This window comes from Niveispirillum lacus, from assembly GCF_002251795.1.
GTDB classification, from domain to species: Bacteria; Pseudomonadota; Alphaproteobacteria; order Azospirillales; family Azospirillaceae; genus Niveispirillum; species Niveispirillum lacus.
Map to the genome: position 1 here is coordinate 343,501 of NZ_NOXU01000030.1, position 13,167 is coordinate 356,667.

General features: G+C 61.4%; 13 protein-coding genes. 8 read left to right on the plus strand and 5 right to left on the minus strand.

Going from position 1 to position 13,167, the window contains the following annotated elements:
• Positions 1-10 precede the first annotated feature (10 nt).
• Both CHU95_RS14525 and CHU95_RS14530 read left to right on the plus strand, forming a co-directional pair.
• Positions 11-421 (plus strand): hypothetical protein, encoded by a 411-nt coding sequence (locus CHU95_RS14525; protein ID WP_094457035.1) that lies wholly within the window; start codon positions 11-13, stop codon positions 419-421.
• A 373-nt stretch (positions 422-794) separates the two neighbouring features.
• On the plus strand, positions 795-1,697 hold the full coding sequence (locus tag CHU95_RS14530) for a tetratricopeptide repeat protein (protein ID WP_094457036.1): 903 nt from the start codon (positions 795-797) through the stop codon (positions 1,695-1,697).
• Between the two features lie 99 nt (positions 1,698-1,796).
• Here the strand turns inward: CHU95_RS14530 and CHU95_RS14535 are convergent, their stop codons facing one another.
• Positions 1,797-2,564 (minus strand): TerB family tellurite resistance protein, encoded by a 768-nt coding sequence (locus CHU95_RS14535; protein WP_094457037.1) that lies wholly within the window; start codon positions 2,562-2,564, stop codon positions 1,797-1,799.
• A gap of 242 nt (positions 2,565-2,806) precedes the next feature.
• Here CHU95_RS14535 and CHU95_RS14540 point away from each other — a divergent pair, with 242 nt between their 5' ends.
• On the plus strand, positions 2,807-3,346 hold the full coding sequence (locus CHU95_RS14540) for a GNAT family N-acetyltransferase (RefSeq protein WP_133065534.1): 540 nt from the start codon (positions 2,807-2,809) through the stop codon (positions 3,344-3,346).
• Between the two features lie 129 nt (positions 3,347-3,475).
• Positions 3,476-3,886 carry a DUF2141 domain-containing protein gene (locus CHU95_RS14545; protein WP_094457039.1) on the plus strand — a complete coding sequence of 137 codons (411 nt, stop codon included), beginning with the start codon at positions 3,476-3,478 and terminating at the stop codon, positions 3,884-3,886.
• Between the two features lie 1,062 nt (positions 3,887-4,948).
• Here CHU95_RS14545 and CHU95_RS14555 read toward each other — a convergent pair.
• The 3 genes from CHU95_RS14555 to fsa are packed head-to-tail and all read right to left on the minus strand — an operon-like array spanning position 4,949 to position 7,337.
• A complete protein-coding gene (locus CHU95_RS14555; RefSeq protein ID WP_342744742.1) occupies positions 4,949-5,893 on the minus strand; it encodes a tyrosine recombinase XerC in 945 nt (314 codons plus the stop codon).
• Positions 5,890-6,615: a DUF484 family protein gene (locus CHU95_RS14560; protein ID WP_245838260.1), complete on the minus strand. Its 726-nt coding sequence runs from the start codon at positions 6,613-6,615 to the stop codon at positions 5,890-5,892. Before CHU95_RS14560 ends, CHU95_RS14555 begins: the two co-directional genes overlap by 4 nt.
• 41 nt (positions 6,616-6,656) lie before the next feature.
• Positions 6,657-7,337, minus strand: coding sequence for a fructose-6-phosphate aldolase (fsa, locus tag CHU95_RS14565; RefSeq protein WP_094457042.1), 681 nt, complete (start codon positions 7,335-7,337; stop codon positions 6,657-6,659).
• A gap of 234 nt (positions 7,338-7,571) precedes the next feature.
• On the opposite strand from fsa, the gene CHU95_RS14570 reads away from it, so the two are divergent.
• Positions 7,572-8,018: a DUF2948 family protein gene (locus CHU95_RS14570; protein WP_094457043.1), complete on the plus strand. Its 447-nt coding sequence runs from the start codon at positions 7,572-7,574 to the stop codon at positions 8,016-8,018.
• Positions 8,019-8,035: 17 nt separating this feature from the next.
• Here CHU95_RS14570 and CHU95_RS14575 read toward each other — a convergent pair whose 3' ends face one another.
• Positions 8,036-10,567, minus strand: a complete 2,532-nt coding sequence (locus tag CHU95_RS14575; protein ID WP_165772179.1) for a flagellin — start codon at positions 10,565-10,567, stop codon at positions 8,036-8,038.
• 306 nt (positions 10,568-10,873) lie between these two features.
• Here CHU95_RS14575 and CHU95_RS22505 point away from each other — a divergent pair, with 306 nt between their 5' ends.
• The 3 genes from CHU95_RS22505 (at position 10,874) to CHU95_RS14585 (ending at position 13,151) form a co-directional block, all read left to right on the plus strand.
• Positions 10,874-11,026: a hypothetical protein gene (locus CHU95_RS22505; RefSeq protein WP_165772180.1), complete on the plus strand. Its 153-nt coding sequence runs from the start codon at positions 10,874-10,876 to the stop codon at positions 11,024-11,026.
• A gap of 35 nt (positions 11,027-11,061) precedes the next feature.
• Positions 11,062-12,324, plus strand: coding sequence for an efflux RND transporter periplasmic adaptor subunit (locus CHU95_RS14580; RefSeq protein WP_094457045.1), 1,263 nt, complete (start codon positions 11,062-11,064; stop codon positions 12,322-12,324).
• A 146-nt stretch (positions 12,325-12,470) separates the two neighbouring features.
• Positions 12,471-13,151 (plus strand): ABC transporter ATP-binding protein, encoded by a 681-nt coding sequence (locus tag CHU95_RS14585; protein WP_094457046.1) that lies wholly within the window; start codon positions 12,471-12,473, stop codon positions 13,149-13,151.
• Positions 13,152-13,167 lie beyond the last annotated feature (16 nt).

A 13,167-nucleotide genomic window follows, 5' to 3' on the forward strand; every position in this document is an offset into this window, starting at 1 on the left:
AGAGACCATCATGAAGTTTGCCGCTGTCGCCCTGGCCACCCTGCTGACCCTGTCCCCCGTTGCCGCCTTCGGCCATGCTCCGCCTGTGGGTGCCCATGGTGGGATGCAGGTACATGCGGGGCCCCTGCACCAGGAACTGGTGATCAAGGACAAGGTCCTGACCGTTTATATGAACACAATGGAAGACAAGCCCATCGACACTGCCGGCGCCACGGGCAGCGTCACCCTGCTGATTGACGGCGCCCCGGTGCAGGTCATCCTGACCCCCGCCGGTTCCAACAGCCTGTCTGGCAAGATCGACCGCGACGTGCCGGTGGGTACGCGCATCGCCACGGTCGTGACGCTGGCCGGCAAGGGCCCGGTGCAGGCGCGGTATGAGTGGAAGCCGGCAGCGGCTGGTGGGGAGCATGCCGGGCATTGAGGGGGCTCTAAAAACACTTCCGATATCGGATGATATCCCTTGACGGCAGCTCCAGCCTGACCCATCTTCACCTTGTTGTGTCAACGTACAGAAAGGAGGTGATCCGATGTCTCGTTCCACTTTGCGGACCCGCGCGGATCTCTCCGGCATCCGGTCTTTCGCCGGTTGATCGGAAGATGTCCGCTGGCGGGGTCCACCGCCAAAGCGGATCGTCCATGCGTCATCATGGAAGGCAGGGCCGGTTCCCCGGGGAACCGGCCCTGTTTTATGTGGAAAAGCGTGTTGGGCGGCCCGTTCCTTGGTTCCGTTTTGCCGAAGGGCTTGCTATCAAGACCCAAGCAGAAGAGTTCCACCAAAAATCCGGGTCCTTTTGATGAATCGCCAAGATCGCCGCCGTCAGCTTTCCGATTTGGCCAAGTCGGATGCGATGTATTCCAGCTTTCCGTCCGATATGCGGGCGGCCACGGAACTGCATCGTCAGGGCCGCATGAAGGAAGCGGCGGATACGCTGCGCAAGATCACCAAGGTCTATGCCGACCACCCGGATGTCCGTGTCGCCTGGTCCAACCTGGGCGCCACCTTGCAGGGGCTGGGCAAGCTTGACGATGCTGTTGCGGCCCTGAAGAAGGCGCGCGCGCTGAAGCCGGACCATCCGCCGCCGCACCATAATCTGGGCATGGCGCTGGCCCAGCAGGGCAAGCTGGACGAGGCGATTGAAAGCCTGCAGCGCGCCTGTGAACTGGACCCCAATTTCCGCGATGCCTGGGCCGGGCTGGCCCTGGTGCGCGAACAGATGGGCGACATCCCGCTGGCCGCCGAGGCGTGGCAGCGCGCCGTCCAGGCCGATCCCAACGCGGTGGAGCCGCTGTTCAATTTCGGCAACTGCCTGTTCCGCCTGGGCATGCTGCAAGAAGCGGCCAACGCCTTCCAGGGCTGTCTGGCCCGCCGGCCCAACATGCCGGAAGCCGTCTATGCCCTGGGTCGCGTGCATGAAGAGGCGGGCAGCGTGGACACCGCTGCTGAGGCCTATCTGGCGGCGACCCGCATTGCGCCGCAGGTAGGGCAGGGCCATACCCAACTGGCCGGTTTGATTGTGCATGTTGCCGGTACTGACCTGGCCAAGGCCCAGGGCTTGGCCGATACCTATCGGCAGACCCACCCGGACAGCCCCATTGTGCCGCAGCTCTTCGCCCGGTTGGAAGAAATTGCCAAGCAGGCGGCGGCCAATAGCCCGTCCGAACCGGCTGCCGACGCCACAGGGGCCACCGACGCCTGATCCTGATCCGCGTTCACAACAACGACAAACGGGGCCGCGATCCGATCAGGATGGCGGCCCTTTTTATACGTGCATGGCGGCGGTGAACGCGCTCACACCTTAGCCGCGTCGTTCCTTTTCGATCCGCTCATAGGCGGCGTTCAGGGCCGACATTTTTTCCTGCGCCAGATCAATGAATTCCTGCGGCAATCCCTTGGCGATCAACGCATCGGGATGGTTTTCGCGTACCAGCTTGCGATAGGCGGATTTGATCGTCGCCATGTCGGCATCGGGCGATACGCCCAGAATGGCATAAGGATCATCGGCGGGTGCGCTCTCTCCCTCTACCCGCGTCCCGTGCTGACGCCAGACCTGTTCAAACTCGTCCGGTGGGAATCCGAAAATCTCTGCCACCCGGCGCAGAAAGTTGAGCTCGGCCAGATGCACAATGTCGTCGGCAACCGCGATGTGGAACAGCCCGGCCAGCAACTCTTCCAGAACCTCGGGCCGGTCCTGAAACATCTGCGCCAACTGTCTGGCATAGGATTCGAAACCGGCGCTATCGCGTTTGGCCGCATCGAACAGACGGCCAACATTGCGCAATTCATGGTCCGGGACATGAAAAATCCGCTTGAACGCATCGATTTCCACCCGGTGGACGACCCCATCAGCTTTGGCCATCTTGGCGGACAGGACGATCACCCCGACGGTGAAGGCAATTGTTTGCGTCTGATCGGGACGGCCCTGATCATCTGCACCGCGTGGGGTCTGTTCCGTCGTGCGATATCCATCCACGGCGTGACCGGCCAGCGCGCCCAGCAGCGCGCCCAACGGCCCCCCCATGGCAAAACCAGCCGCGCCGCCAATGACCTTGCCCCAGATGCTCATGATATCCGCCTATCGCCGATGTCGGGTCTCAGGATAGCGGGGGCGGGCGAGGATGCAATGATGTTGGTGTTACACCCGTCCGTACTGCGTTTCCGGCATGGCTGCCCAAATCTTCACAGCCCCGACCCCCGGCGCTATATTGCGGCGCACAATGATCCGGCGGCAAGGTATCGCGGGGCAGTTCTCGGGGAAGGGGACACCGGAGGGGTGTGTCATGTGCCTGTTTGCCCGAGGTTGTCCTGATGACTGTGTTCCGTCCCCTGCTGCCCACCGAAGCCGACCGTTACGCTGCCCACTTGCTGCGCCTTTCTGCTGCTGACCGCCGTGCGCGTTTTATGGGCGGGTTGAGCGATGCAGCGGTATGCGCGCATGTTGGCCGGATCGACTGGTCCCGGTCCATCATCCTGGCCGCTCTCTGCCAGGGAGAGGTGCGCGGTGCAGTAGAACTGCTCATTGCCTCTGATCGCGCCGAACTGGCCATTTCCATCGAGGGGGACTGGCAGAACAAGGGACTGGGCGGTGTCCTGGTCCGTCGTGCTTTCACTATGGCCCGTAACCGCGCGATCCGGGGGATCGCGCTTTATTGCCTGGGCGACAACCATCGTATGCTGCGGATCGCCGGCCGCCTGTCGGCCCTGACCCGCTTTGATGGCAGCGAAGTGCAGTGCGATTTTCACTTGGCACCCGCCGACGCCTTTTCCCTGGCGCTGGAAGCCATGGATCGTGGTGGCACCGCCTTGACATTGATGCTGGAACCGGCGGCCCTGCCGCGCGCGGCGTGAACATGCCGTTTGGCGCTTCGTGAAATCGCTTCACGAAGCGACCGGTTTGTTGCACGAAGCCAGCCTTTATCCGGCCCCTCTCCCGGTGGATGTAGCCTTCATCCACCATTTTTCGGGAGAGTTCCTGCCATGCGCGCCATTGCATTCATCCTTTTGGCCTTCGCTATCCTGTCGCCCGCAGCCCACGCCGGTGATGTCACCATCCAGATCAGCGACGCAGAAGCCGATGGCCGGATGGTGTATGTTCAGCTCTGCACCCAGGCGGAATTCCTGCAACGCTGTGCTGTGGGTGACCGTCTGGCCGCCAAGGATGACACCGTGACGGTGCTGTTTAAGAACGTGCCGCCCGGCACCTATGCCGCCACGGCATTTCAGGACATGAATGGCAATGCCAAGCTGGATCGCGGCATGTATGGCGCCCCCAGCGAGCCCTGGGCCGTGAGCCGCGATGCCAAGGGCCATATGGGTCCGCCGGCCTTCGACGATGCCAAGGTGGAGGTCACCGACCAGCCCCTGACCTTGAAGATGGACCTGGACTGATGCCAAGGCCCGATGATTGCGACTGATCACCGGGCATCAATCGCCAGCACTGCCCTGTAACGCATTGCTTCCATCGCCGTTGTACCCCACTGCGATGCGGTCCACGCACCGGAGTGGGGTATAGGCTTGTCTTCAGGACAAGATCCGCATTGCCGTCGGGCGCTCTGTCTGCGCAAGCAGGACGGGTGTCTCCTGGTCAGACAGCGCCGCCGCCGCCCCGCTGATGCGGCGCTGCCAAGCCAACCGATCGGGATGATGGTGAGAGGGGCCGGTAATCAGAACCCACCGGTTCTGGTCACCGCAAAACGACATGAGGCAGACGGCATGCAACGGATCAGCATCATCGGGGATCTGAAGCAGCGCGGCGCTTAGGCGGTGATCCTGGGTTGTACTGAGATTTCGATGCTGGCACGTCCCCAGGATACCGACCTTCCGCTGTTCGACACCACTGCCATCCATGCCGCTGCCACCGCCGATCAGGCCATGTCGCGGTAGTGGAAACGGGAGCGTCCACCTATCATCCGCTTCCCTTGCGGCAGGCGGTTTCCCGGCCATTGCTGTCTGCGTGTCGGCGCACTGCGCTGTCCCGCGCCCCCGACGATCGGGCAAAAGGGCCGCTGCCTACCTGCCGCCCGATTGCCCCATGATCTCCCCAGAATCTGTGGATAAGTCTGTGGCTAATGGGTCGGTAACCGCGCCGGTTCGTGGCGTGGTGCGGGTCTGCGGGTTTTGCCTAAAAAATGGGCGGTTTGATGCCAATGGAAATGCCAAACCTGCAGCCCGCGGTTAAGATTTTCTTTTAAATCAGTGTATTAGTGGACAACGACCGTCTCCGCTCCGGTGATGCGGCATGGAGATGTGGAAACACACACTTCCCAATGTTATGCGCCATCTGCATGCAGAAACCGGGGATGCAGAACTTTCCGGAGGTTCCCGGACAATCATGATGGATTTATGCGGCGGTGGACAAGTAATCGACCAAGGGCAGGGCTTTTGTTGCTTGTGCCAGCCGCCCACTTCCGGCTGAACATTTGTCAGCCCCTTGGCGCCGGCCCCTGCTGGTTATTTCTGCGCCCGCGGATGGGCCTTTTCATAAACCGCCATCATCTGCTCTGTATCGACATCGGTATAGCGCTGGGTGGTCGACAGGCTGCTATGGCCCAGCAGATCCTGAATGGCGCGCAGGTCCGCCCCACCGCCCAGCAGATGGGTGGCAAAGCTATGGCGAAGCGCGTGCGGGGTGGCGCTATCCGGGAGGCCCATTTGTTGACGCAGCACTTGCATCTGCCGTCGGGCCACCGACGGGTTCAGCCGGTCACCCCGTGCCCCGACAAACAAGGGTGTTTCGGGCGTTGCCGGCAAGGGACAGGCTGCTTGATAGGCGTCAAGAGCAGCATGTATGGCGGGCAGCACCGGCACCTGCCGTTGCTTCGACCCTTTGCCCAGCACCCGCACTGTGGCCGATCCGGGTGGCAGGTCATTGCGGTTCAGGGCCAGCGCTTCGGAAATGCGCAGGCCACAGCCATAGAGCAGGGTGAACAGCGCCCGGTCGCGCAAACCAATCCAGGCTGCTTCCGGCAGCGCGGCTGCTTCATCCAGAAGGGTGGCGGCATCGGGTGCTGTCAGGGGCCGCGGGATCGGCGGTTTCAGTTTTGGAGCCTTGAGCACGCCGATATGTGGATTATGCACAATGCCCTGGCGGTCCAGCCACCGGAACAGGTTGCGCACCCCGGCGATGGCGCGGGCGCGTGTGGCCGCCGTTGCCCCATCGCGTGCCCGTCCCGACAGCCAGGCCCGCAATTCGGTCAGCGTCAGGGATGACAGGTCGTTGAGACCGGGCCGCCGTTCACGATAATCCGCAATAAAGCTGAGAAACCCCGCCAGATCATGAGCGTAGGCACGGATCGTGGCAGGCGAGGCACCCTTTTCGGTGGTCAGCCAGCGCTGCCACGCCTCAACCGCGTTCAAAAGATCGGCTTGCGCCGCAAAGCCAAGGGCGCTGGTCACCAGACCGGGTCCAGATAGGCGGCGATGACCCGTTCGACCACGCCGGCCAGGAACAGCAGCAGATCCGTGGCTTGGCCCGGATGGAACATTTCGGCATCGGCAGACCCGAAGGCCAGCAGGGCCGGCGACATTTCCTCTCCGTCACCCAGACGCAGGCGCACCAGCGCCTGGCTGCGGATCAGACCTGCCTGATGTCCCCATAATTCCACCGACCCCAGAATGTCGGACTGCAAGGCCACATCCGCACGGCCCATGGCGCGGTGGATGGTACCGGGATGGGCCATGCCCAGTCCGGCGGGGCCGATCATGGCCACCGGACCGGACGGCTGTTCCACCACCAGTGTCGCGGCGTCCAGGTCCAGAAGAACGGCCAGATCGGATGTGATCGCCTGCACCATGGCTTCCAATCCACGACAGGACAGAAGATGCAGGACCGCAGCATGGACACGCCGCAGATTCATCATGTTGGCGCGGGTCGTGTCGACCAGAAGCTGCTGCTGATCAGACAGGCGCCCGACCTCACCCCGCAGTTTCTCCAGGATACGTTCGCGAAGATCGACAATGCCCTGGCCGCGCTCCGGCCCGCTGGGCGGCAGAAGATGGCGCAGTAGGTCGGGCCGTCGTGCCAGGAAATCGGGGTGTTCAAGCAGAAAGGCCGCCACATCCTCCGCCGTCAGCTCATCCATCGGGTTGGTGGTGATCTGTCCGGGTCCGGTGGTCATGGGCGGCCTTTCTTTTTATTGTTGGTCAGCCTGAACGGGGATCAGCCCTTCTTGGGCAGCGGCTGATCCAGAATGGATTGACCGGTCTTGGCCCAGTCGGAAACGAAGGTGGCCAGACCTTTATCAGTCAACACATGGTTGCCCAACTGACGGATGACGCTGGGCGGCATGGTGGCGACATGTGCCCCCATGCGGGCCGACTCCACCACATGGATCGGGTTGCGGACCGATGCCACCAGCACCTCGGTGGTGAAGGCCGGGTAATTGGCATAGATCTCAACGATTTCCTGGATCAGGTTCAGGCCATTCTGCCCGATATCATCCAGACGGCCCACAAAGGGAGAGATGAAGGCGGCACCGGCCTTGGCGGCCAGGATGGCCTGGGCTGCGGAGAAGCACAGGGTCACATTCACCATGGTGCCTTCATTGGCCAGGGTGCGACAGACCTTCAGGCCCGCCGGTGTCAGCGGCACTTTGACCGCCACGTTCGGGGCGATCTGGGCCAGATAACGGCCTTCCTTCAGCATCGTGTCGAAATCGGTAGCGGCCACTTCGGCGCTGACCGGGCCTTCAACGACGTCGCAGATCTCAGCGATCAGTTCCACGAAATTACGGCCGGCCTTGGCGACCAGCGACGGGTTGGTGGTGACGCCATCCAACAGGCCGGTATCGGCAAGGTCGCGGATTTCGGCGAGATCGGCGGTATCGACGAAGAACTTCATGGGATCGGGTCCTGACGGGCGATGAAAGGGGCATCCGGGCCGCACGCCCGAACATGCGCGGGAAACTACCAATATCCCGCCCCCGTCGCCAGCACGGCCAATATCGTCCGTGCGCATGGGTGGCCGGCGATGGAAGGGATTCTGACAAAAGCCGTGACCCGTAGCAAGGGCTTGCCCTTGGCAAGTGCTCTCCATCTTCGTACTTTGTCGGCCGGAACAGGCGGGGGGGATGAAATGACCGGCGTGGTGCGGCTGCGGGCTGTGGATATAGAGGATTTACGGGTGGTTTCCGCTCTGTTGCAGGATGCGATCATCCCTATCGCTGACATGGCCTTTTTGCCCGATGCCCAGCAGTTTGTGATGCTGGCCAGCCGATTCCAGTGGGAGGGCAGGGCGCCCGAGGATGGCCCCACCCCGGATGATGGCGCAGAAGCCGCCACACGCATCAATTGTGCGGTCCATTTTTCCGGTGTGACCGCCGTGCGCCGGCGGGGGGTTGACCTACGCCAACGCGGCGCTTTCCTGTCCTTGCTGGCACTGGAACCGTCGGAAGGCGCCCTGTTGCTGCGCCTGTCGGGCGGTGCGGATATCCGGTTGGAAGGTGGGGCCATTGAATGCCGACTGTCCGACCGGGGTGACCCCTGGCCGGTGCCGGCCCGTCCCGATCATGGGCTGGATTAAGACCTTCCCCGTCCCGATCAGAACAGGCCCAGGATTCGCTGCTGCTGCTGCACCATCAGGCTGAGCATGGTGCCGGCCAACTGCGTGCGGACATTGGCTGTCAGAACCTTGGCGGCTTCGAGCTTTTCGTCGGCGGCGACCAGATTTTCGGCACCGCTGCGCAGCACAACCGCAAATTCGGACGTGAAATTATCGCGTGCGCGCAGAAGGTCGGCATTGACCTGCAGGCTGCGTAACGCGCCCTCCAGCCGGCTATCGGCCCGCGTCAGATCCTGGATAGCAACCGCGACATCACTGCGGTCACGCCAGCCATTGGCTGCATTGTCAATGCCAAGGCCCAGTGGTCCGGCATCGACATTCACCGCCTTGATCTCCAGCCGGCTGCTGCCATTGGCATTCAGGTTGACAGTGAGGTCATTTTCCGTTGTCGCCACGCTGACCTGCCGCGTGGAAATGGTGGCTGTTTCGCCATCGGCCTGACTGCGGACCACCACGGTGGGCGCCTGTTGCAGCGTTTTACCCATGGCGGCAACACGGAAATTCAGGTCTGTGGCGCTGGCGGGTCCGTCGAAACGGATATTGGCGCCGGCATTGGGACCAGTGGTCAGGACATAAAACAGATTGTTGAATGCGCCATTACTGATCGTCACACTCTCCTGTGATGTCTGGCCCGTATCAATCGCCGTCTGGGTGATGGTCAGGCTGCGCAGACCCAGCCCGGCACTGTCGGCGCCGCCAATGGACACGTTGATGGCTGCATCGGTCTGAAACCCGTTCCATTGCGACATGTCCTGCAAGTCCAGCCGCGACAAGCTGTCCGCATCGTCGGCGGTGACCCATGAATCCTGACCAGGAAGGATAAAGATTGTCCGCTGGCCGGCACTGCCATCCTTATGGAACAAACCGATGGTGGCGCCGTTGTTAACGCCACCGGAGATCCGCACGACACTGGGCTGACCATTGCCCCTGTCTGTCAGGGTGCCGTTGAAACTGCCACCCAGCCCATCATTGATGGACACCGTCCGGTTGCCGTTGACCAACGCACCATAGGTCACCTGAAGCTCAGCATTTGCGCGCCATCCGGTGACATAGGGGTTCAGGAATTCACCATTGTCCCAGTCGCCATCGGCGACGGTGGTCAGCCCCCCCCCACCGGGATCACGGTTATAGATGAAGGTGTTGCTGCTGCTCATTCCTTGCAGGGCCTGCGTGTCGATACCGAACTCGGCCCGGCTGACATCGGCCCTGTTGCCGCCCAGCACCCCGTTACCACCCGAAATGTCACTGTAGGACCAGGTGGCGCTGCTGGCGTTGGCCAACTGAGTATACTGGTTCAAGGCGATGTTTCCCGCACCAAAACCCAGTCGTTCTACACCCACCCTGACCCTGGTCTCCGGCATCTCCTTGGTCAGCACAGAACCGGGTCTCAGGATATCGGTCAGTCCCCCCAGGTCACCATAGGTATTGCTGCTGACATCGGCGGCATCCTGGATGCGGGACGGGTCGATGGTCAGGCGGACGGTCCCATCGTCGAAACGGAAACTGTTTTCGCCGGCGCGCAGGCGAGTGGACTGATCCTGGGTGCGGGCATCGCGGGAAATGGTGATGCCCTCATTATTCGTCACCCGGATTTCAAGATCGATATCCCGTTGCACCTGCGCCTTGACCACACCGGACGCCTGGAGCGCCTGTTTCATGCTGTTGCCGTCGATCAGCAGGTCGATCTGGGCGCCGGACCGGAAACTGTGGCTTAGCTCAATCTTCTGACCGCTGTCCGCTGCGGCGGTCAGTTGCACTTGGCTCAGGCTGGTGGTCCAGGTTTCATCGCCATCCAGCACCACCAGGCGGGCATCACGCCCTGGGGTGCCGTACAGTTCGAAGCGGATATCGTCCATCCGGCCGCCATTGAGGGCATTGATGCCGCCAACGGTCAATTGGGCCAGCCCAAGTGCGTCCTCGGCCGCGACGATATCGTCGGCAGCGCCCGTGATCTCACCATTGCCGTCAACCTCGATACGGTAGTCATCCTGGCCGATCACACCGGTCATCTCGACCTTGGTGATACCCGTGATCTGGCTGGCATCGCGGATGGTTTCGTCTGTGGCGGAAAATGTCGCGGGCTGGGCGCGCAGCAGGTTCTTACCGCCGTAACCGCTGTCGCCAACAATATCGCCGATCTTTGCCAGGATCGTGTTGAACTGGTCGGCCAGTTGCTGGCGGGCGGTGATGGCCAGCGGGGTATTATCCAGGGTTGACAGGGCGACGCTGGTCAGGCCTCGCGCCTGATCCATCAACGCCTTGACGGAACTGACACCGGCGCTGGCTGCTTGCAGGGTGGAAATGCCCTGCGCGATCCCGGATTTCAGGGCATCAAGATCGTTGGCGCGCTGCTGAAGATCGCGGGCTTTGAAATACTGGGTCGGACCGTCGAGGGGGGCGCTGATTTTCTGCCCCGTGGCCAACCGCTTGAGCGCATCACTTTGGCCAGCAGAAAGGGTTCGCAGCATCGATGTCGTGCTGCGCAAGGATGCCGGCATATTGACCGACATGTCCTGCATACCCGATGCCCGCCCTTTGGCCGACGTTTCCCCAATCGGCGGCAAGTCACCTGCCGTCGATGCCAACGTCGTCAGGATTTTTTCCCTCAGACATTAACCTCATAGATTTACCTAAAAAGTCTTAGATCGTCCAGTGTTCGCTTGTTGTGAAAGTAGCTGTCCGAAATCGGACACTGTCCGTTTCCGAACAAGGTTCCGGGCCGGAAATATATATTTAAATCAATGGGATGGTCTCTGGCATGCCGATTGCGAAACCATGGTCGAAGAACAGAGCCAGCAGCCTGTGGGGAGCAGACCATGGACCGGATGCAGGGGCAGATCGACAGGATCAGCGATGAGACAGCGCTGATGGATCGGATCGAGGATGCGCTGCTCAGCGTCAACCCGGACCTGTGGCTGGCCGCCCTTGTGCTGGTGGTCGCCATCAGTTGGCTTGGCCGGTTGCTCTGATGCGGCAATGAATTTCGGGTGAGGGGAGTGGCACCATGGCGATGGATCGCCGGATCGAAAAAACAGGTTTTCAGAAGCACCAGAAGGCAATTGCCGGTGCCGCCATCGCCCTGTTGGTCGGGGCGGGTGGACTTTACCTGGCGCTGGGCGGAACGGGGGGGCAGACGGTACGTGTGGCCGAGGATCGGCTGATCGTCTCCAGTGTTTCTCAGGGCCAGTTCGAAGATTTTATCCCCGTGCGCGGGTCTGTGGAGCCGTTGACCAGTATCTTCCTGGACAGTGTTGAAGGAGGACGGGTGGAGCGCCGCTTTGCCGAAGCTGGGCAGTTCGTGAAGGCCGGTCAGCCGCTGCTGGAACTGACCAACACCGACCTGCAGCTGGAGGTGATCAGCCGCGAAGCACAGGTGATTGAACAGTTGAACCAGTTGCGCACGGTGGAACTGAACCTGGAAGTGACCCGCCTGAACAACCGGCAAAGTCTGGTGGAGGTGGAGTATAGGCTGGTGCAGTTGAAGCGCACCCTGGACCGCCGGGCCGAACTGATCAAAACCAAAGCCATCAGCCAGGCGCAGTTCGATGAGACACAGGATGAATATGAATATCTGCTTCGCCGCCGCGAGGTGCTGAAAGAAACGCAGAACGTCACCGATCGTCTGCGCGGAGAGCAGTATGACAAACTGAAAGAAAGCACCAGCAAGCTACAGGAGAACCTGGAGTTTGCCCGCCGCAACCTGGACAATCTTATCGTCAAGGCCCCGGTCGATGGGCAGTTAACCTCGCTTGAGGCCGAGGTGGGCCAGAACAAGACACGCGGTGAACGATTGGGCCGGATCGACCGCATGGACGGCTTCAAGGTGGTGGCCCAGGTCGATGAATTCTATCTGCCACGCCTCGCCACGGGGCAGACGGCAGAAGTCGCCATGGGGACAGACACCTATGTCCTGCGCGTCGCCAAGATTTTCCCGCAGGTTCGCGATGGTCAGTTCCGGGTCGAACTGGAATTTGCCGGGGAGGCACCCAAGGACATCCGTCCCGGCCAGAGCCTGCAACTGCGGCTGAAGCTGGGCGATACCACCACGGCGCTGCTGATCCCCAACGGCGCCTTTTATCAGGATACGGGCGGAGCGTGGCTGTTTGTCGTCGGTCCTGACGGCAGATACGCCACCAAGCGCAATGTCCAGCTTGGCCGGCGCAATGCCCAGGTCATTGAAGTCAAAAGCGGTCTGGACAAGGGCGAGCGGGTCGTCACCTCGGCTTATGGCGACATGATCCGCATGGACCGTATCCAGTTGAATTAACAGAAGGAAGAGGGCCGGTGGTCAAAAAATGACCGCCGGAACCCGCCGGCGGGTGGACCGCGCCGCAGGGCGCGCAAGCCAGAGCCGCTCATTGGCGGCCCCCGGCAGTACAAGGACAACGATATCTTACAGGAAGGAACAAGGGAATGTTGAAGCTGGTCGATCTGGTCAAGGCTTACCGCACCGAAGAAGTGGAAACCACGGCGCTGAATTCGGTGAACATCCATGTCCGTGATGGCGAATTCGTCGCCATCATGGGCCCGTCGGGCTGTGGCAAGTCCTCCTTGCTGAATATCGTGGGCATGCTGGATACGCCTACCAGCGGTCAATATTGGTTCAACGGCGAAGAAGTGTCGAAATATGGGGAGCGTAAGCTGGCCGATATCCGCAAGAAAAATATCGGTTTTATCTTCCAGAGCTTCAACCTGATCGACGAGCTGACTGTGTTCGAGAATGTCGAACTGGCCTTGCTGTACCATGATATCCCGGCGCGTGAACGCAAGGAACGGGTGAAGGCGGCCCTGGAGAAGGTGAATATCGGCCATCGTGAGAGCCATCTGCCGCAGCAACTGTCCGGGGGTCAGCAGCAGCGTGTGGCGATCGCGCGTGCCGTGGTTGCCAAACCGAAAATGTTGCTGGCCGATGAACCGACCGGCAATCTGGACAGCGCGAATGGTGACGAGGTCATGCGCATGCTGACCGACTTGAACGCCGAAGGCACCACCATCGTCATGGTCACCCACTCCATGCCGCACGCTCAGTACGCAACGCGCATCATCAATCTGTTTGACGGCCAGGTTGTGGCCGAAAACCTGCGCGCTGCCTGATCGGTGTCACCCACGG